We start from the raw sequence: 25,990 nt of genomic DNA on the forward strand, positions 1-25,990 counted from the left end.
CGATACGGATTCGTATCGGTACACTGGCGTATCGGTACACTGACGTATCGCCGCCGGAACCGCACCGGGGCCGAGCGGCCGAGACGGGGAGAGACGATGACGTCGCAGCGCCGCTCCAAGATCACGCCGGAACGGGAGCGGGAACTCTACGAAGCCGCCCTGGAGCTGCTCAGAGAGAGCGGGTACGAGGCGCTGACCATGGAGGGCGTGGCCGCCCGTTCGCGCTGCGGCAAGTCCACGCTCTACCGTCAGTGGGGCACGAAACCGCAGCTGGTCGCGGCGGCGCTGCGCGGCACCCGCTGCGTCAAGCTCGTGGACGTCGACACGGGCAGCCTCGTCGGGGACCTGCGGGCGGCGGCCCGTGCGGCGGTGGCGGGCGCGGGCCGCGACACCGCGCTGATGCACGCGCTCAGCCACGCGGCCTTCCAGAATCCGGAGCTGCTGCGCGCCCTGCGCGAGAACATCATCGAACCGGAGGTCGCGGCGATCAACGCCATGGTCGAACGCGCCGTGGCACGCGGCGAGATCGCGGCCGACAACCCCGCGGCGGAGTTCGTGGCCGCCCAGCTGATGGGCGTCATGCGCGCGCGGCCGATGGTGGAGGGCCGACAGGCCGACGAGGCGTATCTCCACCGCTTCCTGGAGGCCGCGGTCTTCCCCGCACTCGGCCTGCGGGACACCGCGCGAGCCGCCTCGCGCCCCTGACCGGTGGGCCGTCGTCCGAGCGGATGACGACGGCTCACCGGCGCCGCACCGTGGGGACGGGAGCGGCGCACTCCGTGCCTGTGGCCCCCTCTCCGGAGGGGGCCACAGGCACGCCGGGGCGGTCGAGTGTTCGGAACAGACGGGGAAACGGAGAGATGGAGAGATGGGGACATGCGTGCGTACGGAGTCCGGTCTCGTACATTCGTCTCTGTACGTCACCGCTCAATGACGTAGTGACAGCGGTCAGAATGGCGACGGCATCCGGGAGGAGCCGTATACGAGCCGTGACGAACACCTTCGGCCGGCGGCGGGCGCCGGGGGCCCGGGGAGCACGGCGGACGGTGGCGCAGTGGTATGAACCACCGGTGCACGGCGCGCGTGTGGCCCGATTTCGGAGCCCCCGGGCTGGGGCGCGATGGGTTCGACTCCCGACCGGTACCGATCAGGTCAGTTCACAATCAGTCAATTTCGGCCAGCGGCACGCCAGTTACACCGTTGTTGACGATCCGACATGGACAGATACGCTCCACCCGAACGGCATCGCCCCTTATCCGCGCACCGTGTTGCGCCCTTGCCGCATCAGGAGGCCGACCATGACCTGCGTCTCGGAACAGCGCTTGGTCCAACAGCTTCCTGCTGTGCCGTTCTACTGCCCCGTACCGCCCGCCAGACATCCGTCGGTCGAGACCGTCAACGACCGGACCGTGCGATGGATGCTCAAACAGCACCTCGACAGCGACGAGCACCAGCTCAAACGCCTGGCCGTCTGCGACTTCGGCGGCCTCGCCGCGTCGACCATGCCGTACGGGGCGCTCGAACCGCTCACGCTGATGGCCAAATTCCACGCCGTGCTCTTCTCGCTCGACGACGGCGTGTGCGACGAGTCCGAGGCCACCGCCGATCTGCTGGCGCAGGAGACCTCGCGCATCATGCGCGCCGTGGAGGCACCGGCCGCGCGGGCGCTCGGCGACTCACCGCACACCGCCGCGCTGCGCAGGCTGCGGCTGGAACTGGAGCAGTACGCGTCGCCGCGTCAGGTACGCCGATTGACGGAGGCGATGCGCGTCTATACCTCGGGGCTGGTGTGGGAGGCGTCCTGGCGCCGCAACGCGGGCCTTCCCTCGCTCGACGACTACGTCACGCTGTGGATGCGGGCCATCGGGATGGCGCCCTCCACCGCGATGATCGAGGTGGTCGGCGGTTTCTCGGTGGCGGACGAGGACATGCAGGACCCCCGGGTACGTGCGCTCACGGAGATCACCTGGACGCTGGTCAGCTGGGACAACGACCTCTACTCCCGCAACAAGGAACTGCTGCGGGCCGACGACAATCTGAATCTGATCGACGTCCTCTGCCAGGAGCAGCACTGCGACCCGCGTCGCGCACTCGTACGGGTGGTGGCGATGCGGGACCGCGTGATGGTGCTGTTCGACCGGCTGGCCCAGCAGGTGCTGAAGGAGGCGGACGACGGTCTGCGCCGCTACGTGCAGGGGCTCGGCCAGTTCATCCGGGGACATCTGGACTGGGCGTCGGTCTGCCCCCGTTACTCCGTACCGTCGGGGCCGCGGTCGACCCCGGGCGGATGGTGGAAGCGGCAGCCGGCCGACACCAGCCTTGAGCCGCTTCCGATCCCGACGATCGCCTGGTGGTGGGACCAGCTCGACCCGGCGCACTGAGCCGTCGGCGCACCGGCCGGCCGACGCGCCGGCAGGCCCCGCCGGTGCTCCGTCAGTGGCCGCGCCACCAGCGCGCCACCGCCCGCCAGGCCCGCTTCGGGGCACTGCCCGCGCGCTGTTCCCGGCGCTGCTCCGGAACCAGGCCCGTCGCCTCCGGGATCGCCCTCGTCCCCGTCCCGCCGGTACCGGCCTCCCCGGCTGACGGGACCCCGAGTGACGGGCCCCCGGCAGAGGGGACTTCGGATGAGGGGACTTCGGATGACGGGACCGCGGCCCCGGCCGGTGGTCGCGCCGCGTCGGGGCGGGGCGAATCCACCCGCCAGCGCGGTCGCGGTACGGCGGCCGACGCGCTCGGCGGCCCGGTGACGTCCTGCGGCGGACGCGGTGCGAAGGTCACCGGAAGCTCCAGCAGCTGACGGGACATCAGCGCCCCCTCGTACCGCAGTTCATGTTCCTCCACGGCCAGCTGGACGTCGGGCAGCCGTAGCAGCAGCGCGTCGATCCCGGTGTCGGCGATCGCCCGCCCGATGTCCTGGCCCGGACACTCGTGCGGGCCGCCGCTGAAGGCGAGATGGGCCCGGTTGCCCTGCATGGAGGCGTTGAGATCGGGCCGTACCACGGGGTCCACATTGGCCGCCGCGATCCCGACCACCAGCGCGTCCCCGGCCCTGATGCGCTGCCCGCCGAGTTCGGTGTCGCCGACCGCCCAGCGGCCGAAGATCGTGGTGAAGGGGGGCTCGTCCCAGAGCGTCTGCTCGACCGCCTCCGGCAGGGTCATATGACCGCCGCTCAGCTGGGCCCGGAACCGCGGATCGGTGAGGACCATGCGCAGCACATGGGCGATGAGGTTCGCGGTGGTCTCGTACGCCGCGATGAGCACCAGCCGCAGATGCTGGCCGACCTCGTCGTCGGTGAGTCCGGCCGGGTGTTCGGTGAGCCAGGTCGCGAAGTCCTCCTCGGGCGCGATACGACGCCGCTTCACCAGCCTGGTCAGTGTGGCCATCACATAGGCGTTGCTCTCGTTGGCGGTCTCGGTGCCCTTGATCATGTCGCGCGCGGCCTGCACGAGGCGTTCGCTGTACTCCTCGGGCATCCCGAGGATCTGCGTCATCACCATCATCGGCAGATGCTCGGCGAACCTGCTGACCAGATCCGCCCTGCCGTCCCGGCAGAACTCGTTGACCAGCCGGTTGCTGTAGCGGTTGATATAGCGCCGGACGCCCCGGTGGTCGATCCGCGCGATCGCGTCGGTGACCGCGCCGCGCAGCCGCTCGTGATCCGCGCCGTCGGCGAAGACGCAGATGGGCTGCCAGGTGAAAATGGGCGCGAGGGGATGGTCGGCGGGCGCGGTGCCGTCGTGCAGCGCGCGCCAGCGCCGGGAGTCCCGGGAGAACTGCGACGGCGTACGCGTCATATGCAGATTGTCACCGTGCCCGAGCACGAGCCAGGCGGGGACGTCGCCGTGCAGCAGCACGGGCGCGACGGAGCCGTGTTCGGCGCGCAGCTTCTCGTACAGACCCATGGGGTCGTTCTCGGCCTCGGGTCCGTACAGCCGCCGCAGCCCACCGGCGGCGAAGCCCTCCAGTGTGGGCCCCATGGTGTCCTGACCGCCGCTCCGGCCGGGGGAGTTCAGCTCACCGGCGGTCATGCCGTGGGCGGGGCAGCCGGGGGGCGGCGCCATGGGCCCGTCCGGCCCGGGTCGGTGGGAATAAGGGGTGGTCACGGTCGCTCCAGGGGTCAGGCCGGAAGGTGTACGTGGGCGTACGCGTGTGTGCGTACGGGGATGGCGCGCGGTGCCCGGTACGCGAAGACCGCGCGCGGCCGGGTCACGGGGCCGGGTCACGGGGCCGCTCAGGCGGACGGTCACGCGGCGCTCAGGCGGACGGCAGCGCCAGCGAGTGCAGGTAGTGCATCAGCGTCAGCAGCACATCGCGGCTCGACGCCCGCAGCCGTGCGTCGCAGTCGACCATCGGGACCTCGTCGGGCAGGTCCAGGGCCGTCCGCAGCGCCTCGACGGGGTGGTGCGGCGCGTCCGGGAAGGTGTTGACCGCGACGACGAACGGTACGCCGCGCTCCTCCAGCCGTCCGATCACATCGAAGCTGACTTCGAGGCGGCGGGTGTCGACGAGCACCACGGCTCCCAGGGCGCCCTCGAAGAGGCCGTTCCACAGGAACCAGAAGCGCTCCTGGCCGGGGGTGCCGAAGAGATAGAGCACCAGCTGTTCGGTGATGCTGATCCGGCCGAAGTCCATGGCGACGGTCGTGGCGGTCTTGGTCTCCACACCGGAGTTGTCGTCCACCCCCACCCCGGCCTGGGTCATGGTCTCTTCGGTGGTGAGCGGACGGATCTCGCTGACCGAGCCCACCATCGTCGTCTTTCCGACCCCGAATCCGCCCACGATCACGACCTTCACCGCGGAGGTGGCCGTGGTGGGCAGGACGTCCTCGCTCCTGGGACCCGTGATCGTGTCAGAGTTTCTGAAGTCCATGCATCACCGCTTCGAGAAGGGACCGGTCGGGAAGTGCGGCGCGGACGATGGGTGCGCGCGATTCGACCAGCTCGGTCGCGAGGAGTTCGGTCAGCAGCGCGGTCACCACGCTGAAGGGGAGGCTGAGGTAGGCGGAGATCTCGGCCACGGACAGGGGTGCCCGGCAGAGCCGCAGGATGGCGGCCTGTTCCGGCTGCACCGTCGGCGAGGGTTCGTCGCGGGCCACGATCATGGTGACCAGATCGAGCGGCGCCCGTTCGGCGCCGTCGGGGCCACCGGTGATCACGTACAGCCGTTCCGGATCCCCCACATCCGCCTCGGGGCGCCGGCGTTCTCGTCGGGGAGGCGTGATCATCCGGTCTGCCCGTCATGGCGCGGCGGACTCGTCAGATGCGCTCCGATACGGACCACCATGTCCCGCATCCTGGCCCCCACCAGCCCCGCGTCCACCGTGTCGTCGGCGAGGACGGCGAGATACGCGCCCGCCCCCGCCTCCATCAGATAGAAGAAGCCGCCCCCGACCTCGATGACGACCAGCCGCATCCGGCCGTCGCTGGAGGGGATTTCGGCGGCGACGGCGGCGGCCAGACTCTGAAGTCCGGCGCAGGCGGCGGCCAGCCGGTCGGCGACATCCGGGTCACCGCCGTGCCGGGCGATCCGGAGCCCGTCCGCGGAGAGCACCACGATCTGCTGGATCTGCGGTACGCCGTCGGCCAGTTCCTTGAGCATCCAGTCCATGTTCGCCCGCTGCTGGATCACTTCAGATCTCCCTTGCCCCACACGTCGTCGGATTCGCCCTGGTCACCGGGGTGGCCCGGCGCCTCCCCCGGCTCGGCCGACGGCTCACGCGGAGTGCCGTTGACCGCCTTGGTGAACGCTTCGAGCCAGATGCCGGGGCCGGGCTTCTTCTCCGGCGCACCGCCGTCGCGTTGTGTGCCGTCCGGCGCGCCGCCCGGGGCGTCGCGGCGCCCGCCGTTGGACCCGTTGCCGCCGTACCCGTTGTTTCCGTGCCCGGTACTTCCGTGCCCGTTGCTTCCGTACCCGGTGCTTCCATACCCGGTGCTTCTGCCGTTGGCCGGGCCATTGCCCTGGGTTCGGCTGTCGCTCCGGTTGTCACTCCGGCCTTCGCTCCAGCCGTTGTTCTGGAGGCCGAGGTTGTGGGAGCCGAGCGGGGCGCGGCCACGGCTGCGCCGCTGCGGCAGCCCGTTCTCCGTCCACTCCGTCACCACGGGAATGTCGTCCTCCATGGGTCCCCCCACCGGCACCGACGGCTGTGGCCCGGTGGCCGGCCGCGGCACCCGGTTCGCGGGCCGCAGTACGTCCGTCGTCGGCAGTCCCGCACCACTGCCGCGGGGCAGCGCCGAAGCGCCGATGCCATGGGCGATACCGGGCGCGGGTCCGGTGGTGACGACATCGCGCGGCACGATGAGGACGGCACGGACGCCGCCGTACGCCGACTGCCGCAGCGAGACCTGCAAGTTGTACATCTGGCAGAGGCGGCCGACCACGGCCATACCGAGCCGGGGTGTCTCGCCGAGGTCGTTGAGGTCGATACCGGCCTGGGCCTGCGCGAGCATGGTCTCGGCCCGCGCCCGTGCCTCCTCGCTGAGACTGACGCCGCCGTCCTCGATCTCGATCGCGATCCCGGTCTGCACCTCGACCGCGGTGACATGGACGCGGGTCTGCGGCGGCGAGTAGCGGGTGGCGTTGTCGAGGAGTTCCGCGCACGCGTGGATGAGCGGCTCCACGGCCGTGCCGATGATGGCGACCTTGGCGATGGAGTGCAGATCGACGCGCTGGTACTCCAGGATCCGGGACATCGCGCCGCGCAACACGCTGAACAGCGGTACGGGCTTGGGCCATTGGCGTCCGGGACGGGCCTTGCCCAGTACGGCGATACTGTCCGCGAGCCGGCCGATCAGCGCGGTGCCGTGGTCGATGCGCAGCAGGTCGTCGAAGACCTCGGGGTTGCGGCCGTGCGCCTCTTCCATCTCCCGCAGTTCACTGGCCTGCTGGTGCACGATGGACTGGACGCGGCGTGCGATGTTCACGAAGGAGCGCTGCGCGGACTCGCGCATGGCTTCCTCGTCGTCCACGATCTGTAGTACGGACCGGAGCAAGGACCGCTGCGCGGTGGGCAGTTCGCGGTAGCGCTCGTCGCCGTCCACCACGGCGCGGATGACCTCCGCGGGCGATTCGCCCTGTCGCATCCGGTGGATCGTGGCCGGCATCAGCTCCTTGCCGAGCCGTACGGTCTCCTCGTCGTGCTGGGCGAGACGCCGTTCCAGCTGTGCGAGGCGGTACGCGTAGTGCTCGTGCAGCGTACTGACGGTCCTGGCGCGCCGGGACAGTTCCCCCGCACACCAGGTGACGACGATCGTCGCGACCGCACCGTATACCACGAGCGGTATCCGGGCGGCGTCGGGAACGAGGACCACCGCGCCCGCTGTGGCCGCCACGATCAGGACGGCGGGGAGCAGAAGCGCGCGGACGGCGGGGGATGCTTGATCACTCGGGGGTGCTTCAACACGAACCATGTAAGCCCTCTGGCGGTCGATTCAGATCAGATCATTCCAACAATCACGGCACAAAGGGAACAAGTGCCTGATTACGTATCAACTCGGCGCGCTCCGCGAGAGCTTAGCCCGATGAAATCGGCGCATCGGCATATTCACTCAACCTCATGCGGGGGCAATGCCGTTGGGCATAGACTCGCGCGTTTGCACGCTACGCGCCCATGAGGGCACGAAGAGTAACGACCTCGGGGCATGACAATGGCTCTGATATCGGGCGTTTATCGGGTGATCACGCTCGTATGCCGAGCGCGCGTGCGGAAGACCGGGCCCGGTACGGCCGCCCGGTCCGATCGAGGAATCGCCAACGATCTTCACTCTTCCGGGTGAAGGGCTCGGGGGGTGAACGACGCGCGATCGCGGCGCACCCGCGGCCCACACGTCTCCGGACGGTTTCCACCCTGACGGGTGACACCACCGTGACGTCCGCTGTCCGCGGGCGGTCGCCCCGGGGAAGTGACGACGCGTCCACGCGCCGTCCGCCGGGTGGTTATCGTGGCGGGTCGGAAGGGGCGGCGGTGACACGGTGGAACGGGGAGGGCGGACGGTGGGCGAGGCGCGGGCCGACTGGATCCGGGTGCCGGTGGGGGCCGACTCGGCGCGGTGGGCGACCCGGGGGCGCTGCAAACTCGTGCTGTTCGTCGTGCACAACGTGACCTCGGCGACCCGGCTGCTGGACGTCCTGCCGCTGTTCCGCGACGATCTGCGGGTGCAGCTGCTCGCCACGTGGACCGGTTCGTCGCCGTTCCGAGCCGGGGTGGCCGAGCTGCTCGCGGAGACCGGCGTACCGGTACTGCCATGGGAGCAGGCGCTCGAACTCCCGGTGGATCTGGCGATATCGGCCAGCTTCGGCGGTCAACTTCACGCGCTTTCGGGGAAGTTGACCGTCCTCTCACATGGCGTTGGCTACAATAAGAGGCTGGCCACACCGGACACCGGACACCGGACACCGGACACCGGACACCGGACACCGGATGCCCTTCGCCCGAAGCGGAGCGCCGTACGCCCGGTGCCGGGTCGCCGCCCGTCTTCGGACTCTCCCCCGACTGGCTGCTCGCCGACGGCTCCCCCGTCGCCGACGCGCTGGTCCTCTCCCACCCCGAACAGCTGGAGCGGCTGCGCGCCGCGTGCCCTGAGGCGGTGCCCACCGCCGTACTCGCCGGCGACCCGTGTTTCGACCGGATACTCGCGGCCCTCCCCTATCGCGAGCGCTTCCGCCGGGCCCTCGACGTACGGCCGGGACAGCGGCTCGTCCTGCTGAACTCGACCTGGAACCCGGACTCCCTCTTCGGGGACGGCGGCGAGGACATACTGCCGTCGCTGCTGCCGCGGCTCACCGCCGAACTGCCCGCCGACGAGTACCGGCCGGCGGCCGTGCTGCACCCCAATATCTGGCACGGTCACGGGCCCGGCCAGATCCGCGTCTGGCTGGACCGGGCCAGGCGGGGCGGGCTGGCGCTGGTGGATCCGCTGGAGGGATGGCGTCAGGCGCTCATCGCGGCCGATGTGGTCATCGGGGACGGCGGCTCGGTCAGCTACTACGCGGCGGCTCTCGGCACCCCGGTGCTGATGGGCGCGGCGTCGGCGGACGGACTCGACGCGCGGTCGCCGGTGGCCGCGTTCGTACGGCGGGCTCCCCGGCTCGTGCCCTACGCCCCACTGCGGGCCCAGCTGGACGCGCTGCTCGACGAAGCGGAACGGCGGCGGCAACGGCAGCCGGGGGCGCTCCCCGGTCCCGCCGAGCTGGTCTCCTCGGTTCCGGGTGAGGCGGCGGCGCTGCTGCGCCGCCACTTCTACGGGTTCATCGGTATCCCCGAGCCCGAGGAGCCCGCTCTGCTGGACCCGCTGCCGCTCCCCCCGTACGAGCGGGTGGCGCGGACGGCCCCCCTGCGGGTCGTGACGCGGCTGCTGGGAACGGGCGAGGTCGAGGTGAGCCGGTACGCGGACCCCCGGTCGGAGCCGGCGGGTGACGGGGACGCGCACACGGCCGTACACGAGGACACCCTGGACCCGGACAGACGCGCGCTCGCCGATGTGATCTTCCGGTACGGCACGGCGGACGATCCCCGGTACGGCACCGCGGAGGAGTGGACGGCGGAGGTACTGGCCCGCCATCCCTACAGTGAGCTGGCGGCACTGGTCACCGGTCCCGGCGGCTGTACGGTCCGCGCGCGGAGCGGCGCACTGCTGCGGCTCTCCGGCCCGCCCGCCGCCGCCGACCCCGCCGTGTATGTCTCCGCGCTGTACGCGTGGCTGGCCGCGGGCAAGACGTGGGAGGAGCTGGCGGCGGGCGGGATGACCGTACGCACCGGCAGGAGCGGCCCGCACCAGGTGTCGGTCACACCGCTCACGCCGGACGGCCCGGCCCATCCGGGCGGTCAGAGCGGCCCAGGCGATCAGAGCGATCCGGGCGATCAGGGCGGCCCGGACGATCCGGACGGTCAGGAGGGTCCGGGATCTCCCTTCACTCCCCTGAGGTGAGACAGCGCTCGCGCAGCGCCCGCAGATGCGCGAGATGGTAGGCGGCCTTCTCGGCGTCGAGCGCGGCGGCCGCCTCGTCGATCAGCGGCAGCGCGCTGTGCGGGTCCCCTTCGGCGAGACAGGTCTCGGCGAGGTCGGTGAGGGTCCTCGCGGTGTTGTACGGCTCCCTGGCGACGTCGCGGAAGAACGCCAGCGCCGCAGCCAGCCGCTCATGGGCCTCGGCGTAGCTGCCGAGACCGCGCAGGGCCCGGCCCCGGTGCCGGTCCAACAGGGCGCGGGCGCGGGGCAGATCACGCTCGCCCTCGTCCCCGGCACCGATGCCGTCGAGGATCGCCGCCGCCTCGTCGAAGCGGTCGTACGCCTCCTGGAAGCGCCACTGGCGCAGCCGCAGCAGACCCAGCGACTCCACGCAGGAGGCGTGTCCGCGCAGATGCCCTGACCGCTCCTCGGCCCGCGCGGCGGCTGCCAGTTCGGGCTCGGCCTCCTCGTACCGCCGTAGCTCCATCAGGTCCAGCGCCAGCAGCAGATGCGTCCGCCCGGCCATCCGGGATCCGGGGTCATGGGCATCGGCGACGCGCGCGCCCGCCCGCAGCGCGGGGAGCAGCTCGTCGTGGTATCCCGCCTTCAGCTGGAGCGGCCAGAGGGCCTGGCACAGCTGGTAGACGGCTTCCGGCCGGCCGAACTCCTCGGCCGCGTGGACCGCTTGGACCAGGTTGCCCAGCTCGGCCACCAGCGCGGAGAGCGCCTCGCCCTCGTTGCCGTACGGGCTCGGGACCCGCGCCAGCTCCTCGTAGAGCGGGCCGATGCCCCAGGCTCCCGGCAGGGCGGCGAGCCGGGCCCGTACGGCGAAGCGCAGATACCAGTCCACCGTTCGCTGCACCGCCGCGGAGTACGCCGGGATGCCGTCCACGCGGACGGCGGTCTCCTCGGCGTGGGCGCGGACCACGGGGCGGTAGCGACAGCGGTCGGCGTCCACGGACTCCAGCAGCCCGTGGTCGACGAGTTCGCCGAGGACGCGCGCCGCCTCGGCCTCGGGCAGGGAGACGGTGGCCGCGACGGCGGCCGGGCCGAACGCGGGCCACTCGCGCAGCGACATCAGCCGGTAGACCTTGGCGGCGGCGGGCTCCAGCTCGCGGTACAGGCCCTCGACCGCGGTACGGACGGGGCCGTGGTCGGACACCGTGGGCGCCTCCTCCTGCCGGTCCGGTCCGGGGTCCTGGCCGAGCGGCCGGTGCGGCCCGGTCAGCTGTGGCGCCGCCGCCCGCAGCGCGTACGGCGAACCGCCGCACCGCTCCAGCACCCGCGGCAGTACGGCGCGGGCCGCCGCGACCGTCTCCCGGTCCGTGAGGTCGGTGAGCAGCCTGCGCGCGTCCTTGTCGGAGAGCGGCCCGACGGGGACCGGCAGCGCGTCCAGACCGCGCAGCGGCCTCGGCGCGGTCACGACCGTGAACACGTCCGGCGCGGCCGTGAGCAGGGGCCGGACCTGCGCCGCCGACTGGGCGTGGTCCAGTACGACGAGCAGGCGCCGGTTCGCGACGGCGCGCCGGAACCACTCGCGCCGGTCCGCCGCGTCCGGCGGGATCTCGTCCCGGGCCATCCCGAGCTGGACGAGCAGGCTCCGCAGGACCGTGGACGCGTCCAGCGCGGTGGTCGCGGAGGCGCCGCGCAGGTCGGCGTACAGCTGCCCGCCGGGGAAGAGGCGCTCCGCCTCCCGGCACCCCCAGTGGATGGCGAGGGCGCTGGTGCCGATGCCTTCGGGGCCGTGGATCAGCGCGACGCGTGGCCGTCCGTCCGCCGGGCGCGCGGCCTCACGCTCCAGGAGCTTCATCGGTCCCTGACGGTCCGTGAAGAACCGTATGGAGGCGGGCAGGGCCGGCACCGCGTCGGCCGGCCCCGGGCCGGGAGCGGTACGGGCGAACGCCTCCCAGGCGCGGGCGAGCGCGGGATCGGTCCGTACCGCCTCGTGGATCCGCTCGGCCACGGCCGTCAGCTCGGCCGGGCCCTCGGGCGCCGTCACCTCCCGGCCGACGATGCGCCGCACCAGACCACCGGCCGACTCCCAGGCCCACTTCCCGGCCTCATTGGCCATTCCCGCGCCTACGGCGCTCAGCACCGCGGCGATCGCCGCCAGTGACATGGGCTCCAGCATGCCCGCTCCCCCATTCCCCGTTCTCCGATCCCGTGCCCGGATCCCCTGCCCGGATCCCGCGTCCGGGTCCGCGGGCCCGGTCCCCGCTGCCCGGCGAAGCGCCGGCGGAGGCCGCGCGCCACGTTCCGGATCAACCGTAATAGCGATCACGGCGGTACGGGTGCGGTTGGCGACTACTCGCAACCCCTGTTGCCGAAGGGGACGTTCGGGGAAGAGGCGACCGGTCGGCCGGATGGCACGGGAGGGGCGTGGGAGGCCCCGCGCGCGAGCGGTTCCGGAAGGGGTGCCGGGGGCGCTCCCCACGGGGATATCAGGCGATATCAGGCGGTTGCCGCCGTACGCGCTGATACTGACCCCATGACCCGACACGGAGAGCTGGGCACAGCCCTGCACCGCTGGCGTGACCGGATCGGACCGGCCGAGGCCGGGCTGCCCGCGGGCGAGCCCGGCCGGGCGGCCGGGCTGCGGCATGAGGAGCTGGCCCAGCTGACCGGTCTGTCCGTGGACTATCTCGTCCGGCTGGAAGAGGGGCGGGCGACCTCCCCGTCCGTTCAGATCCTCACCTCGCTGGCCCGCGCCCTGCGGCTCTCCGACGACGAGCGCAGACACCTCTTCCTGCTCGCCGGGCAGTCACCGCCCGCGCTCGGACGGGTCTCGGACCACATCCCGCCCAGCGTGCGGCGGCTGCTCGGACGGCTTCCGGGGACCCCGCTCGGGGTCCATGACGCCGCCTGGAACCTGATCACCTGGAATCCCCTCTGGGCCGCGCTGCTCGGGGATCCGGCGGCGGTCCCCGGGCGGGGCCGCAACGCCGCCTGGCTGCACTTCACGGGCCAGCCCGGCCGGATCAGCCACACCGTGGAGCAGGAGGCCCGGTTCGAGGCGGCTCTCGTCGCCGACCTCCGGTCCGCGACGGTCCACTACCCCACCGACGTACGGCTGCGCTTCCTCATCGGGGAGCTGCGGCGGGTCAGCAACCGGTTCGCGGTGCTGTGGAACTCCCGTATCACCGACTCCCACGACACCGACACCAGGACCATCCATCACCCGGATGTCGGACCGGTGACCGTGGACTGCGACACCCTGACCGTCCCGGGCTGCGATCTCCGTATCGCCGCGTACTCCGCCGCCCCGGGCACGGACGCGGCGGAGAAGCTCAGGCTGCTCGATGTGATCGGCACGGAGATGACAGGGATGACCGGGATGACCGAGCTGACGGACACGGGCGAGATGCCACGGGGACCCGCCACGGCCGCCGCCCCGGCCACGGTCCCCGTTGTCGACGATCCCGGTCGCGCCGCTGATGCGGGGCCCGGATCCGGGCACGGCCCCGGCCCCGGTCCTGGTTCCAGCCCCGCCGCCGCGCCGGAGCCCGCCGACCGATGAGGACAAACACGGTCTGCACCGGCGCCAGCATGTCGCTGGACGGCTATATCGCGGGCCCCGAGGAGACGGGCTTCGACAAGCTGTTCACGTGGTACAGCAACGGCACGGTGCGCGTGCCGACCGCCCGCGACGACCTCACCTTCACTATGTCCCCGGTGAGCGTGGAGGCGTGGCGAGCCACGGTCGAGCGCACCGGCGCGCTGGTCGTCGGCCGGCGCCTCTTCGATCTCACCTCCGGCTGGGAGGGAAATCACCCGATCGGGTGCCCGGTGGTCGTGCTCACGCACCGCGTGCCGGAGGACTGGCCGTACGAGGACGCGCCCTTCACCTTCGTCACGGACGGTATCGAGAGCGCCGTGGAACGGGCCAAGGAGCTCGCGGGGCCCGGCAGGGCGGTCACCGTCAACGGCGGCACGATCGCGCGGCAGTGCCTGGACGCGCGGCTGCTCGACGAGGTGTGGATCGATCTCGTACCGGTGCTGCTCGGCGCCGGGACACCGTTCTTCGACGAGCTGAGGAACGTACCCGTGCAACTGGAGGGACCGCTGTCGATGTCCCAGGGCATCGGCGTCACCCATTTGCGCTATCGGGTCCGCTATCCGTGACGGATGCGCGCCCGCCGAAACCCGGAACCGCCGACCGGACAGTGATACATCCGGTCGGCTCACGTGAGGGGCGCGGGACGCGGTCCGTTCCTACCGTGGCGGAATGATCAACAGATCCGTGACGCGCTCCGCGCTCTCCGGCACGGTGGCTCTCGCCGCCATCGGCCTGCTGGTCCTTCTGCCGCCGTCCCCGCCGGCCGCCGCGGACTCCCGCAGCGATCCGGCCGTACGGGCTCCGGGCCTGCCCCGCGTCCCCGTGATCGCAGGCTCCCCCGGCGTCCATGGCTCAGCCGGATCTCCCGGACCTCATGGCTCCCCCGGCTCCTCCGGCTCCCCCGGATCTCATCGATCCCCCCGATCCGTCTCCGCCGCGCACGGACCGGCCGCCGGCGCTCATGGCCCCGCGAGCGCCCCGGGAGCCGATATCGACCGCGCGCTGCTGTACCGGCCGGGTACGCACGCGCGGCCCAGGGCCGGTGCCCCCGCTCCGCCGGAGCTGTCGGCGCTGTCCTGGCTCGTCGCGGACGCCCGTACGGGAGAGGTCCTCGCCGCGCGCGACGCACACCTCAAACTCCCTCCGGCCTCCACCCTGAAGACGCTCTTCGCCCTCACCGCGCTGCCGCGACTGGCCGAACACTCCCGGCACACCGTCAAAGAGGAGGAGCTGGACGACATCGGCCCCGGCAGCAGCACGGTGGGCATCGTCGGCGGCGAGTCGTACGAAGTGGCCGATCTGTGGCGGGGCGTGTTCCTCAGCTCCGGCAATGACGCGGTGCGCGCGCTCTCCGCGATGAACGGCGGCTGGGATTCGACGGTCGCCCAGATGCGGAAGAAGGCCAGGCAACTGGGTGCGCTGGACACCCATGTCGTGTCCCCTGACGGCTATGACGCGCCCGGTCAGGTGTCGTCGGCGTACGACCTGTCGGTCTTCGCCCGCGCGGGCCTGGCGTCACCGGAGTTCGTACGGTACAGCTCGACCGTCGACGCCGAGTTCCCCGGCGAGGGCGGCATCGTCAACACCAACCGGCTGCTGAGCGGCGAGGACGGGGTCGAGCCCTATCCCGGGCTGATCGGTGTCAAGAACGGCTTCACCTCCGAGGCCGGCTACACCCTGGTCGCGGCGGCCAAGCGCGGCGGGCGCACGCTGGTGGCGACCGTGATGAACCCGCAGTGGGGCGGCGTCCACGCGGTGTACGAGGAGGCCAGGGAGCTGCTGGACTGGGGCTTCGCCGCCGGGAAGCGGGTCGTCCCGGTGGGCACGCTCAAGCCGCCGCCACCGCCCGTCCCGCCGATGCCGCCGACCCCGCCGAAGCCGGCGGGTCCCGGGTCGAGCCCGATGGCGAAGGTGGCGGGGGCGCCGCCGGGCGCCCGGTCGGTGAGCGTCGCGCGGGCGGAGGAGGACGATTCCGGGTCCGGCTATCTGGTGCCCGCGGTCTTCGTGAGCGCGGCCTGTCTCGCGGCCGTCGGGCTCTTCGCCGTACGGCGCTCGGGCCGGCGGCGGCGGCCGGAGGAGGAAGAGATCATCCACTGAGCCCGGCACCCGCCGCCGCGGAGCCGGACACCCGCCGGTGAGCCCGGCACCCATCGCCGCGGAGCCGGACACCCGCCGGTGACCCGGCACCCACCCGCTGAGGGCGCCTACCAGTGCGCGGGGCGCGTGAGTGACGGCGGGAGTCTGGTCGCCGCGTCCCCCTTCGCGGCGTTGACCTGGGTCTGGACGAGGAAGATGGCGCCGGTCAGGTCGGCGCCCCGCAGATCCGCGTCCCTCAGGTCGGCCCCGATCAGATCGGCCAGGCGCAGATCGGCTCCCCGCAGGTCGGCGGCGATCAGATACGCCCCGCGCAGATCGGCGCCGCGCAGATCCGCGCCGTTGAGCTTCGCGCCGAAGAGGCCCGCCCCCCTGCGGTTCTTCCGCTTGCCCCGGACCTGGGCCCGTACCAGCTCGCTCGTGCGCAGCAGGAGGGTGTTGACGGCCGCGCGTCGTTCCGCCACGTCCAGTGCGAGCAGGGCCTCGGGAGCGCTCCGGGTCAGGCGCTCGGTGTCGTCCAGGGCGCGGCGGATCTCGCGGTGAAGCGGACGGGCGGGCTCCAGCGCCAGCGCCTCGTCGAGGTACCACAGCAGTTCCTGGAGCTGCCGCATCACGGGAAGCGCGGCGAACATCCGCTCCGCGCTCTCCGGGGCCTGCCGCCAGTCCCGTCCGCCGAAGGTGAGCTGCGAGACCTTCTGGCCCGCGCCGAAGCAGTCGTAGACCGTGCAGCCCTGGAAGCCCCGTTCCCGCAGGGTGCTGTGCACGCCACAGCGGAAGTCCGTCCGCAGGTGGCGGCAGGGTTCTCCGGCGGCCTTGTCGACCGGGAAGTCCGCCGAGACCGAGAAGGTCAGCGCGACGCAGCAGAGCCCGAAGCAGTTCGCGCAGTCGGCCCGCAGATCGAGGCCGGAGGGCCCGGGGCCGTGCGTCCCCTCGCGGGGAGAGTCGTGATCCCCCTCGCGGAGGGCGGAGTTCAAGGGGTCGGGCTGCGCTGACAAGGGTTCCGGTCTCCTGTACCTGCTGGGCGGCGGTCGCCCGACGGAGCGTACCTTCCGGCGCCGACGCAGCATGTGCAACGGGGGGTTGACCGTCTCCTGTCCTGGGTCTAGATTCCTCGCACCTCGCAGGTGTATCGATAAACCATCTGACCGGGGTCCCACTCAGCACTCCCGTAGGAGGCCCCGCGCCGTGCGCTCCCCGCTGAACCGCCGCGGTTTTCTGGCCGCCGGCGCCGCCCTCGCCGCAGGCGCCGCCGTACCCGCGCTGTCCGGGTGCGCCGCACTGGCGGCGGCCGACTTCGACCCCGACACCCTGGTCATCCACAGCCAGCTCGGTGGCACCGCCCCCGGTTCCGCCACCTTCCGGGCCGTGCTCGACACCTTCCGCCGGGAGAATCCGCGGATCGCGGTCAAGAGCCTGGTCAACGGCGATGAGCTGGGGCAGGTGTACGAGACGTCGCGGCTGGCGAAGAAGGAGGCCGACGTCGTCATGGTCAACCTCTACGACAAGACGGTGGCCTGGACCGAGCTGGGCGCGACCGTCCCGGTCGGCGGCTATCTCGACGCGTGGGGGCTGCGCGACCGCGTCATCCCCGGCGCCCTCAAGGAGTGGACCGACCCCAAGGGGCGGCTGCGCGCCCTTCCCTACATCAGCAGCAACTGGCCCGTCGCCTTCAACACCTCGCTGCTGCGGGCCGCCGGTGTCGACACGATCCCCACCACCGGCGACGAACTGATCGCGGCGGCCCGGAAGCTGCGCGCGAAGGGCACCGCCCCCGTCACCATCGGCGGCAACGACTGGACGGGGCAGAAGCTTCTCGCCCAGATCATCCAGACGTTCCTCACCCCCGAGCAGGCCCGCACCCTCTACTCCACGGGCGACTTCAGCGGTCTCCCGCAGGCGCGCGACGGTGTCGCGTACTTCGTCGAGCTGCGCGACGCGGGGGTGTTCACGGACAAGGCGCAGGGTCTGACCACGGACTCGATGACGACCCAGTTCAACACCGAGGCCGCCGCCATGGAGTCGGCGATGTCCTCGGCGCTGGCCCGGGTCCCCGGAAAGGTCGCCGCACGCACGGAGGTCGGCGGCTGGCCACTGGCCCCGGGCGCCGCGCATCCGAAGCCGACGATCCTGCGGACGTACACCGTCTCCGGGTTCTGGATCAGTCCGAACGGCACGAAGAAGATCGAGAACGTGGAGAAGTTCGTCCGCTTCATGTACCGGCCCGATGTGATCTCGCGCTTCGTCTCCGAGGGCGGTCGCGACATGGCCGTGCGGACCGACACCCTCAGCGACAACTTCCCCCTGGTCGCCAAGGCACAGCGACTCGGCGACAGCGTGAGCCAGGTGGTCCTGCCGGATCTGTACGTGCCGCCCTCGGCCGTGCAGCCGCTGATCCAGGCGACCAGCACCGCGTTCACCCCGGGCACCAGCGCCCGCCGCATCCTCGCTCTGCTCGACGGTGCGTACCGCCACGCCTGAGCAGGTCCGACGCCCCACGGGAGTTCTCCAGTGACAACGATGTCTGTCAGGTCTGCCACCGGGCAGGCCGCACCGGCCCGACCGGGCCCAGGACAGCGGAAGCGGCGGCGCGGGCAGCGCGCCACGATCCTCGCCCTGCCCGCCCTCGCCTGGTATCTGATCTTCATGGTCGGCCCGATGGCCGCCATCTTCGTGATCGCGGCCATGAACTGGCCGGGGATGCTCCAGCCCGTCTCGTTCGCCGGGCTCGACAACTTCCGTACGGTGCTGGACGATCCGGTCTTCTGGCAGGCGGTACGGAACACCGCCGTCCAGCTCGCGATCGCCGTGCCGGTCATGATCGTGTGCGCGTACATGGTGGGCTACTACGTGGCGCAGAAGCCCCCGGGTCACCGGGTGATCCGCTATCTGCTGTTCGTCCCGGGGCTGATCTCGACCCCGGCCAAGGCGATGGTCTTCTACGCCGCGCTCTCCCCGGACGGGCTGCTCAACGGAGCCCTCCAGTCCATCGGCCTCGGCTCGCTCTCCGACGCCTGGCTCGCCAACTCCGGTACGGCGCTGTTCTGTCTGATCGCGCTCGACATCTGGGCCGGTATCGGCTTCACGGCCGTGCTGTTCGCGGCGCGGCTCGACAGCGTTCCCGACGAGCTCGGCGAGGCCGCGCAGCTGGACGGCGCGGGGCACTGGCGCACCATGTGGCGTGTCCACTTCCCCGTCATCAAGGACTACGTGGGGGTGGTGACGATGCTCCAGTTCCTCTGGACGCTCTTCGGCTCGGCGCAGCAGGTGCTGCTGCTCACCCAGGGCGGGCCGGCCAACTCCTCGACCACACTGTCCTTCCTCGTCTACCAGAAGGCGTTCATCGAGACGGATCTGGGCTACAGCCAGGCCATCGGTGTGGTCCTCTTCCTGGCCGGGCTGGTGGGGCTGCTCTCCATCCGCCGCACCTTCCGCCAGACGTACTGACATGCGACGTACCGAGGTACCGCAGCGCGCCGGCGTCGTGCACACAGCCACCGATCGGAGCTGTCCCCCATGTCCACCATGAAGATGTCCACCATGAAGTTCAGGAAGTCCTGGCTGCCCGCGCACATCCTGGTGTGGACGTACGCGGTACTGCTGGCCGTCCCGCTCTACTACTTCCTCGCCTCGGCGTTCAAGTCGAACGAACGGATCTTCGCGAGCCCCCTCTCACCGCCGTCCTCGTTCGGCTTCGGCAACTTCCGTACGGCCTTCGAGAGCGCCGGACTCGGCCCCGCGATCCTCAACTCGGCGCTGGTGACGGTGTTCTCGCTGGCCCTGACCCTGGGCCTGGCGATACCCGCCGCGTTCGCGCTCGCCCGTTCGACGGGCCGGCTGGCGTCCGCGATGGAGAAGGTGTTCTCGCTCGGGTTCCTCATTCCGACCTTCGCCGCGCTCTTCCCCACCTTCCTGCTCTCGGCGGCGACCGGCCTCTTCCACACCCGCGCGTTCATGGTGCTGTTCCTGCCGGCGACCGCGATGCCGCTGTCGGTGGTGATCCTGGTGCAGTTCATGCGGACCATCCCGCGCGAGATGGAGGAGGCGGCGCGGATGGACGGCGCCTCGACGTTCGCCGTACTGCGGCACATCTACACACCGATGTGCATGCCCGGCATCGCCACCGTGCTGCTGCTGAACTTCCTCAGCTTCTGGAACGAGTACCTCTACTCGCTGATCATCATCGGCCCGGACCCCGAACTGCGCACCGTGCAGGTCGCGTTGCCGACCCTGAAGTCCCAGATCGGCACCGACTACGGTGTACTGACGGCCGGGACGATCCTCACGCTCGTACCCGTCTGGATCGTGTACACCATTCTCCAGAAGAGGATGCAGCAGGCACTGATCAGCGGCGCGGTGAAGATGTGAGCGAGAGCAACGGCGGGATCGACGGCGCGAGCGGGAACGGCGCCGGCAGGAACTCCAGACCCACCATCAAGGACGTGGCGGCCGAGGCGGGCGTCTCGGCGACGGCCGTGTCCAAGGTCTTCAACAACACGGGCCGGATATCGGAGCCGACGCGCCTGCGCATCGTGGAGGCGGCGGCGCGGCTCGGCTGGTCGCCGAGCGCCACGGCGACCGCGCTGCGCCGGTCCCGTACCCGTACGGTCGCGATGGTCGTCCGCCGCCCCACCGATGTCCTCGGCGCGGATCCGCACTTCTCCGAGCTGATCACCGGTCTGGAGAGCGAGCTGTCGCCGCGCGGCTACGGCCTGCTGCTGCACATGGCCGGCGGGGTGGCGGAGGAGACGGCGCTGTACGAGCGGCTGGCGGCGGAGGGACGCGTCGACGGCGCGGTCCTCACCGACCACAGGACGGACGACCCCCGTCCCCCGCTGCTGCGCCGGCTGGGGCTGCCCGCCGTACTGCTGGGCACACCGCACCACGAGCTGCCGGTCCGGAACATCACGCTCGGGGACCAGGAGGCGGGCGTCACCGAGGCCGTACGGCATCTGCTGGACCTCGGCCACCGGTGTATCGCGTATGTGGCGGGCCCGGCCGAGCTGGTGCACACCGGCTTCCGCCTGCGGGTCGTCGAGCGGGAACTCGCGGCGGCGGGGCTCGCCCCCGCGGCCGTGCTGCACACGGACTTCACCGAGGCCGCGGCCGGCACCGCCACCACACAGCTGCTCGCGCTCCCCGTCCGGCCGACCGCGATCATGTACGCCAATGACTCGATGGCGGTGTGCGGTATCGGCGCGGCCCAGCGCGCCGGGCTCGCCGTGCCGGACGATCTCTCGGTGGTCGGCTACGACAATCTGCCGCTCGGACACTGGCTGCACCCCCGGCTGACCACCGTCGACCAGCGGGTACGGGAGGTCGGCGCCGCCGCGGCGCGGGCACTGCTCGCGGAGTGCGGCGAGGACGCCGACACCCGGCCGCTCACCGGCCGGCCCCGGCTGGTGGTCCGCGAGTCGACGGGCCCTGTCCCGGGCCGGGACAGGGCCTGACCGCCGCCGGTGAGCCCGGCTCCCCAGAAGACAGAGAACCATCCCCGTCACGGAGAACACATGCGACGCCACAGCGCCCACCTCACCCACGACGATCGCGTCCTGCCCTGGGTCGGCGCCAATTTCTGGTCCCGCACCGGCGGTCCGCTGATGTGGCGCGACTACGACGGCGCGGTCGTACGCGAAGAGCTGGCCGTGCTGCGCGACCACGGGCTCTCCATGAGCCGTTCGTTCTTCTACTGGCCGGACTTCCACCCCGAACCGCACCGGATCGACGAGGAACTGTGCGACCGTTTCCGGGACTTCCTGGACGCCCACGACGAGCTGTCGATGGGTACCGTCCCGACGTTCATCGTGGGCCACATGTCCGGGGAGAACTGGGATCCGGTCTGGCGCGGCGACCGCGATCTGTACGAGGACGTGTGGATGGTCGGCCGGCAGGCCTGGTTCGTGAGCGAGATGACCCGGCGCTTCAAGGACCACCCCGCGGTGACCGGCTGGCTGATCACCAACGAGATGCCCGGGTACGGGCGGATCCACCAGGTCGATCCGCCGTCCTCGGACGTGGTGACGGCCTGGGCGCAGTTCATGTGCCAGGCCGTCCGGGCGGCCGGGGGCACCCAGCCGCTGTCGCTCGGCGACGGTGCCTGGGGTCTGGAGGTGACCGGCCGTGACAACGGTTTCTCGCTGCGCGAGACGGCGGAGTACGTGGACTTCGTCGGCCCGCATGTCTACCGCTCCGACACCGATCTGCCGCGCCAGCACTACCGGGCGGCCTTCGAATGCGAGCTGGCCGCCGTCACCGGACAGCCCGTGATCCTGGAGGAGTTCGGCCTCTCCACCGACACCGTCTCCGCGCGCAACGCGGGCGTCTACTACCGGCAGACCCTGCACAACTCGCTGCTCGGCGGCGCGACCGGGTGGATCGCCTGGAACAACACCGATTACGACCATCTCTGGGACCGGTCGCCGTACGACCACCACCCCTTCGAGATGCACTTCGGCATCACGGACAGCACCGGGCGCCCGAAGGAGCCGCTGCGTGAACTGGCCGCCTTCACCGATGTGCTGCGGCGGGTGGACTTCGCACACTGCCGGCGTTCCGACGCGCCCACCGCGCTCGTCGTGCCCGCCTTCCTGGAGCGCGGCTACCCGTACAGCAGGCCGGCCGACCGGCCGCTGATCTTCAGCTCGCTGCACCAGGGGTATGTGGCGGCGCGCGGCGCGGATCTGCCGGTCGCGTTCGCCCGGGAGGCCGACGGTCTGCCCAGGGACGGCCTGCTGTATCTGCTGCCCTCGACACGCCAGCTGACCACCCGTACCCGGCGCGACCTGGAGCGGCGGGCGCGGGACGGCGCGACGGTCTATCTGTCCTTCTGCTCGGGTGAGTACCCGGGCACGCGCGGGCCGTGGTTCCACGACCTGGACGGACTGTTCGGGGTGGAGCTCCAGCTCTCGTACGGTGTCGCCGAGCCGATCGAGGACGACACGCTGGAGATGACGTTCCAGGAGGACTTCGGGACAATCGGGGCCGGGGAGACGCTGCGCTTCGCGGTGGCGGGCAACGAGGACAGCCGCGCCTATCTGCCGGTGGTGCCCACCGGGGCCCGGGTGGTGGCGACCGATGCCCACGGCCGGCCCGCACTGCTGCGCCACCGGCTCGGCGAGGGCGAGACCGTGCTGGCGACCTACCCGCTGGAGCACATGGCGGCCCGTACGGCCCGGGTCAATCCGGAGCGTACGCACCGGCTGTACGAGGCGCTCGCCGACGTGGCGGGCGTACGGCGGCCGGTGACGGTCGGCACGCCGCTGGTGGGCGCGGACATGCTGGTGCATGAGGACGGCAGGCGCTTCGTCTGGCTGGTGAGCCAGTCCGAGCGGGAGCTGACGGTGTGTCCGGAGACCGGTGACGCGGCGCTGCACGATCTGGTCTCCGGCGAGCGGCTGGAGTCGGTGGAGATCGGCCCGTACGGCGTACGGGTGCTGGAACTGCGCCCGCGCACCGCGCCCTGACCGGGCGGGGGCTTACGGCGATGACGTCATAAGGCCCGCGTCCCGGACGGACGGCCGCCGACGGGGCGCGCCGGCCGTCGGCGGGCCCGGGCATCGGCGAGGCCCCGGGCGGCCGGCGGTCCGTCCGTCGTCAGCGCGGTGCCGGGCGGGCGTCCATCGCCCGGCGCGCCCGGTCCGCCAGGCCGTCCGCGCCACAGCTCTCCGCCAGTTCGAGCCCGCAGGCCAGCTCGGCGGGGAACCCGGCGGCGATGCCGTACTCCACGCGGGCCACGGCGAGTTCGTACGCGGACGGTGACGTTTCCAGATGGGCGACGGCCTGCGCCAGCAACTCGACCTTCTCCGCGCCCTCCTTCAGGGACGCGGCGCAGCACAGCGCGACTCCGATGGCGGTGTGCGTGCCGAAGCGTTCCGCCCGGTCCCTGGCGTACGAGGCGAGATGGGCCGCACGGCGCGGATCGTCGTCGGCGACCGCACGCGCGAGGTCGCACGCCCAGGGAGCCATGACGATGTTGTGCCGGCCTCGCGCGGTCAACGCCACCCCGGTCGCTTCGAGTTCGGCGACGGCTTCCTTGGTACGGCCGAGGGCGAGCAGCAGCCGGCCGCGCACGCTCGGCGCGTCGGGGATGACGATCGAGGAGGAGTACGGCGGGGCGAACGCGTGACGCTCGGCCGCCTCCAGGGCCTTGTCGACATGGCCGCGTGCGAGCAGGGTGTCGATCAGCATGCACGCCGCGTCCCAGTGCATCGGCAGACCGTTGCCGACCCGGTCGGCCAGCCGCAGGCTCTCGCGCAGATACGTCTCGGCATCCGCGAGCCGGCCGCGCCGGCGGTGGCCGTAGCCGACGAGGGCATGGGCGAAGGCCAGATGGCCACCGCTCCAGCCGGAGATCTCGAAGGCCCGCAGCCCTTCCTGGAACAGGCTCTCCGCGCGGTCGAGCCGGTCGGCGAAGGCGTACGAGAGACCGAGCAGCGCCGGTGGTTCGAAGCCCCACGCCGTGTCGGTCCAGCCGACTCCCGGCGCCAACCGGCCGTCGAGCAGGGCCTGTTCACCGATCTGGACGTTCTCCTCGGCGCTCTCGCCCCGGGCCGTACCGTCGAACGCGCGCAGCATCAGCAGGACGCGTTCGGTGTTGTCACGTCCGGTGAGCCCGTCCGCCAGCCGGGCGAGCCGGCGGGAGCGCTCGGGGCCGTTCTCCTCGATGGCCTGCACGCCCTCCCACAGGAAGTGGGCGCCCTGGAGCCGCATCCTGGCGGGTCCCTCTTCGGTGCGCGCGACCTCGGTGGCCACCACATGCGCGGCGTCACCGGTCTGGTTGTTGTGTGTCAGTGCCTGGGCGAGCCGGAACACCACATCCACCCGCAGGGCTTCGTCCAGCTGCGGGGTGTCGAGCGCGGCGCGCAGATGTCCGACCGTGGTGGCCGGTGAGGTGAGCAGCGTGGCGCAGCCCAGCTCGTACAGCACCAGGGGCCGGACGGACTCCAACGGCGGTTCCGCCAGGGCGCGTTCGAGGCAGCGGCGGGCGGCGTCCGGTGCGCCCACCGCGAGGTGTTCGGCGGCGGCTTCGCGCAGTTGCTCGACGAGTTCGGGGTCGCCGTCCGGATGCACTTCGAGGAGGTGGGGCGCGGCCGCCGCCGATCCCCGGCCGCTGCGGGAGACGGCCCAGGCGGCGAGGCCGTGCATCGCGGTGCGCACGCCCGGCGGGATCGCCCGGTAGACGGCGCCCGCGATCAGCGGGTGGACGAACTCCAGCGGGTCCGTGCCCACGAGGATGCGCGCGGCCCGCAGCCGTTCCGCGCATTCGGTGGCCTCTTCCTGGCTCATACCCGACAGGGAGATCGCCAGATCGAGTGAGATGTCGGTGCCCAGGATGGCGGCGGCCCAGGCGAACCGGGTGGTGGCCGTGCCCAGTTCCTCCAGCCGGGCGATCAGACCGGTGCCGCGGGCCGAGGCGCCGAGGGCGCGCAGTTCTCCGGCGTGGTCCTCGACGGGTTCGAGGCCGCTGTCGCGCACCTTGGCGAGCAGTTCGACGGTCTCGTACGCGTTGCCGCCGGTCACCGCCCACACCTCGCGGCAGAACGGATCGTCCGCGTGCTCTCCGAGGGCGGCGCGGGCCAGCTCGGCCGTGGCGTCGGAGGTCAGCTCGCTCAGTGTGACCAGCAGCCTCGCCGCCGCCCCGATCTTCTGGAGAAACCATTCGGTCTCGCCGATGGCCTCCTCGGTGCGGTACGCGACGACGATGAGGACGGGCAGCGGGACGGCGGGGCGTTCGGCGAAGGAGGTGAGCCAGGCGAGGGTCTCCAGATCGGCCCACTGCGCGTCGTCCACGAGGAGGACGAGCGGTCCGTGGACGGCGGCGAGCCGCTCGACCAGGGCGTCGAGGCCGTCCCTGACGCCCTGCGGGTCCGCGTGCTGGTCGCCCGGTGGCGCTATGCCGAGGGCCGGGCCGACGATCTCGTACCGGTCGCCGAGCAACTCCCGTGCGTCCATGGGACCGTCCGCCGGTCCCGGCACCGCCTCGGACACCGGTTCGGCGGCTGTCAGTGCGGGCTGGAGCAACTGCCGTACGACATGGAAGGGCACGGAAGTGACGGTCTCGCCGCCGCGCGCGGACCACACCGCACAGCGTCCGGTGGCGAGTCGGCGCACCTCCGAGAGCAACGCCGTCTTGCCGAGCCCGGCGGCACCCCGGTAGACGAGAAGCCCACCGGAGCGCTTGCTTCCGCACAGTGCGTCCACGGCGTTGGCCGCCGCGGCGAGTTCGGGTTCACGCTCCAGCAGCGGGAGGGTGACCGTGTCATCCGGCCGGTACACCGGCATCCCTCGCTTTCTCGAACAGTGCGCAGGTCAAGTGTTGAGGGTAGCCCCGGAGCGCCCCGAGTGGACCCGAATCCACACGAATTCGGCCGTTCGACTGCGCGAAGGCGGTTCAAGGGGTAA

The 25,990-nt window shown here is 71.7% G+C and carries 19 protein-coding genes; 11 read left to right on the forward strand and 8 right to left on the reverse strand.

From position 1 onward, the window contains the following. The first annotated feature begins 96 nt into the window (after positions 1 to 96). Together ACIOGX_RS04905 and ACIOGX_RS04910 are read left to right on the forward strand one after the other, a co-directional pair. On the forward strand, positions 97 to 705 hold the full coding sequence (locus tag ACIOGX_RS04905; RefSeq protein ID WP_401910323.1) for a TetR/AcrR family transcriptional regulator: 609 nt from the start codon (positions 97 to 99) through the stop codon (positions 703 to 705). 593 nt (positions 706 to 1,298) lie between these two features. Then, positions 1,299 to 2,381: a hypothetical protein gene (locus ACIOGX_RS04910; RefSeq protein ID WP_356510950.1), complete on the forward strand. Its 1,083-nt coding sequence runs from the start codon at positions 1,299 to 1,301 to the stop codon at positions 2,379 to 2,381. 52 nt (positions 2,382 to 2,433) lie between these two features. Here ACIOGX_RS04910 and ACIOGX_RS04915 read toward each other — a convergent pair whose 3' ends face one another. The 5 genes from ACIOGX_RS04915 to ACIOGX_RS04935 all read right to left on the reverse strand — a co-directional run bounded on the left by ACIOGX_RS04915 (position 2,434) and on the right by ACIOGX_RS04935 (position 7,407). Continuing rightward, entirely contained in the window at positions 2,434 to 4,104 is a 1,671-nt protein-coding gene (locus ACIOGX_RS04915) for a cytochrome P450 (RefSeq protein WP_401910326.1), read from the reverse strand. Between the two features lie 151 nt (positions 4,105 to 4,255). Further along, on the reverse strand, positions 4,256 to 4,870 hold the full coding sequence (locus ACIOGX_RS04920; protein ID WP_356510954.1) for an ATP/GTP-binding protein: 615 nt from the start codon (positions 4,868 to 4,870) through the stop codon (positions 4,256 to 4,258). Beyond that, positions 4,851 to 5,222, reverse strand: coding sequence for a DUF742 domain-containing protein (locus tag ACIOGX_RS04925; RefSeq protein ID WP_030350306.1), 372 nt, complete (start codon positions 5,220 to 5,222; stop codon positions 4,851 to 4,853). Before ACIOGX_RS04925 ends, ACIOGX_RS04920 begins: the two co-directional genes overlap by 20 nt. Continuing rightward, complete coding sequence (locus ACIOGX_RS04930) at positions 5,222 to 5,629, reverse strand: roadblock/LC7 domain-containing protein (RefSeq protein WP_356510956.1); 408 nt, start codon at positions 5,627 to 5,629, stop codon at positions 5,222 to 5,224. The genes ACIOGX_RS04925 and ACIOGX_RS04930 overlap by 1 nt, the downstream gene beginning before the upstream one ends. Further along, entirely contained in the window at positions 5,626 to 7,407 is a 1,782-nt protein-coding gene (locus ACIOGX_RS04935) for a sensor histidine kinase (RefSeq protein WP_401910330.1), read from the reverse strand. The genes ACIOGX_RS04930 and ACIOGX_RS04935 overlap by 4 nt, the downstream gene beginning before the upstream one ends. A gap of 1,176 nt (positions 7,408 to 8,583) precedes the next feature. Between ACIOGX_RS04935 and ACIOGX_RS04940 the strand changes: the two genes are divergently transcribed. Next, entirely contained in the window at positions 8,584 to 9,924 is a 1,341-nt protein-coding gene (locus tag ACIOGX_RS04940; RefSeq protein ID WP_401910332.1) for a hypothetical protein, read from the forward strand. Here the strand turns inward: ACIOGX_RS04940 and ACIOGX_RS04945 are convergent. Continuing rightward, positions 9,908 to 12,073: a tetratricopeptide repeat protein gene (locus ACIOGX_RS04945; RefSeq protein ID WP_401910335.1), complete on the reverse strand. Its 2,166-nt coding sequence runs from the start codon at positions 12,071 to 12,073 to the stop codon at positions 9,908 to 9,910. The two genes, ACIOGX_RS04940 and ACIOGX_RS04945, sit on opposite strands and share 17 nt — an antisense overlap. 357 nt (positions 12,074 to 12,430) lie before the next feature. On the opposite strand from ACIOGX_RS04945, the gene ACIOGX_RS04950 reads away from it, so the two are divergent. From ACIOGX_RS04950 to ACIOGX_RS04960, 3 genes are all read left to right on the forward strand, one after another. After that, positions 12,431 to 13,459 carry a helix-turn-helix transcriptional regulator gene (locus ACIOGX_RS04950; protein WP_401910338.1) on the forward strand — a complete coding sequence of 343 codons (1,029 nt, stop codon included), beginning with the start codon at positions 12,431 to 12,433 and terminating at the stop codon, positions 13,457 to 13,459. After that, positions 13,456 to 14,064, forward strand: a complete 609-nt coding sequence (locus tag ACIOGX_RS04955; RefSeq protein ID WP_356510966.1) for a dihydrofolate reductase family protein — start codon at positions 13,456 to 13,458, stop codon at positions 14,062 to 14,064. Before ACIOGX_RS04950 ends, ACIOGX_RS04955 begins: the two co-directional genes overlap by 4 nt. 103 nt (positions 14,065 to 14,167) lie before the next feature. Continuing rightward, positions 14,168 to 15,595, forward strand: a complete 1,428-nt coding sequence (locus ACIOGX_RS04960) for a D-alanyl-D-alanine carboxypeptidase family protein (protein WP_401910340.1) — start codon at positions 14,168 to 14,170, stop codon at positions 15,593 to 15,595. Positions 15,596 to 15,702: 107 nt separating this feature from the next. On the opposite strand, the gene ACIOGX_RS04965 is transcribed toward ACIOGX_RS04960, so the two are convergent. Further along, complete coding sequence (locus ACIOGX_RS04965) at positions 15,703 to 16,488, reverse strand: pentapeptide repeat-containing protein (RefSeq protein WP_401910559.1); 786 nt, start codon at positions 16,486 to 16,488, stop codon at positions 15,703 to 15,705. Positions 16,489 to 16,777: 289 nt separating this feature from the next. On the opposite strand from ACIOGX_RS04965, the gene ACIOGX_RS04970 reads away from it, so the two are divergent. From ACIOGX_RS04970 to ACIOGX_RS04990, 5 genes are all read left to right on the forward strand, one after another. Then, positions 16,778 to 18,070, forward strand: coding sequence for an ABC transporter substrate-binding protein (locus ACIOGX_RS04970; protein ID WP_356510970.1), 1,293 nt, complete (start codon positions 16,778 to 16,780; stop codon positions 18,068 to 18,070). A 39-nt stretch (positions 18,071 to 18,109) separates the two neighbouring features. Further along, the gene (locus tag ACIOGX_RS04975) at positions 18,110 to 19,036 is read left to right on the forward strand and encodes a carbohydrate ABC transporter permease (RefSeq protein WP_401910343.1); all 927 of its coding nucleotides are present in this window, start codon (positions 18,110 to 18,112) and stop codon (positions 19,034 to 19,036) included. 93 nt (positions 19,037 to 19,129) lie between these two features. Further along, on the forward strand, positions 19,130 to 19,957 hold the full coding sequence (locus ACIOGX_RS04980; RefSeq protein WP_356511138.1) for a carbohydrate ABC transporter permease: 828 nt from the start codon (positions 19,130 to 19,132) through the stop codon (positions 19,955 to 19,957). Between the two features lie 74 nt (positions 19,958 to 20,031). Then, a complete protein-coding gene (locus ACIOGX_RS04985; protein ID WP_401910562.1) occupies positions 20,032 to 21,039 on the forward strand; it encodes a LacI family DNA-binding transcriptional regulator in 1,008 nt (335 codons plus the stop codon). A 60-nt stretch (positions 21,040 to 21,099) separates the two neighbouring features. Beyond that, a complete protein-coding gene (locus tag ACIOGX_RS04990; RefSeq protein ID WP_401910346.1) occupies positions 21,100 to 23,052 on the forward strand; it encodes a cellulase family glycosylhydrolase in 1,953 nt (650 codons plus the stop codon). A 130-nt stretch (positions 23,053 to 23,182) separates the two neighbouring features. On the opposite strand, the gene ACIOGX_RS04995 is transcribed toward ACIOGX_RS04990, so the two are convergent. Then, entirely contained in the window at positions 23,183 to 25,870 is a 2,688-nt protein-coding gene (locus ACIOGX_RS04995; protein WP_401759977.1) for an ATP-binding protein, read from the reverse strand. Positions 25,871 to 25,990: the final 120 nt, after the last annotated feature.

The organism is Streptomyces sp. NPDC088147, from assembly GCF_044741565.1.
Lineage (GTDB): Bacteria > Actinomycetota > Actinomycetes > Streptomycetales > Streptomycetaceae > Streptomyces.

Coding starts and splice junctions, on each gene's coding strand:
- ACIOGX_RS04980 (WP_356511138.1), top strand. CDS start 19,130: ATGAAGTTCAGGAAGTCCTGGCTGCCCGCGCACATCCTGGTGTGGACG.
- ACIOGX_RS04945 (WP_401910335.1), bottom strand. CDS start 12,073: ATGCTGGAGCCCATGTCACTGGCGGCGATCGCCGCGGTGCTGAGCGCC.
- ACIOGX_RS04995 (WP_401759977.1), bottom strand. CDS start 25,870: ATGCCGGTGTACCGGCCGGATGACACGGTCACCCTCCCGCTGCTGGAG.
- ACIOGX_RS04990 (WP_401910346.1), top strand. CDS start 21,100: ATGCGACGCCACAGCGCCCACCTCACCCACGACGATCGCGTCCTGCCC.
- ACIOGX_RS04975 (WP_401910343.1), top strand. CDS start 18,110: ATGTCTGTCAGGTCTGCCACCGGGCAGGCCGCACCGGCCCGACCGGGC.
- ACIOGX_RS04960 (WP_401910340.1), top strand. CDS start 14,168: ATGATCAACAGATCCGTGACGCGCTCCGCGCTCTCCGGCACGGTGGCT.
- ACIOGX_RS04950 (WP_401910338.1), top strand. CDS start 12,431: ATGACCCGACACGGAGAGCTGGGCACAGCCCTGCACCGCTGGCGTGAC.
- ACIOGX_RS04920 (WP_356510954.1), bottom strand. CDS start 4,870: ATGGACTTCAGAAACTCTGACACGATCACGGGTCCCAGGAGCGAGGAC.
- ACIOGX_RS04910 (WP_356510950.1), top strand. CDS start 1,299: ATGACCTGCGTCTCGGAACAGCGCTTGGTCCAACAGCTTCCTGCTGTG.
- ACIOGX_RS04905 (WP_401910323.1), top strand. CDS start 97: ATGACGTCGCAGCGCCGCTCCAAGATCACGCCGGAACGGGAGCGGGAA.
- ACIOGX_RS04955 (WP_356510966.1), top strand. CDS start 13,456: ATGAGGACAAACACGGTCTGCACCGGCGCCAGCATGTCGCTGGACGGC.
- ACIOGX_RS04935 (WP_401910330.1), bottom strand. CDS start 7,407: ATGGTTCGTGTTGAAGCACCCCCGAGTGATCAAGCATCCCCCGCCGTC.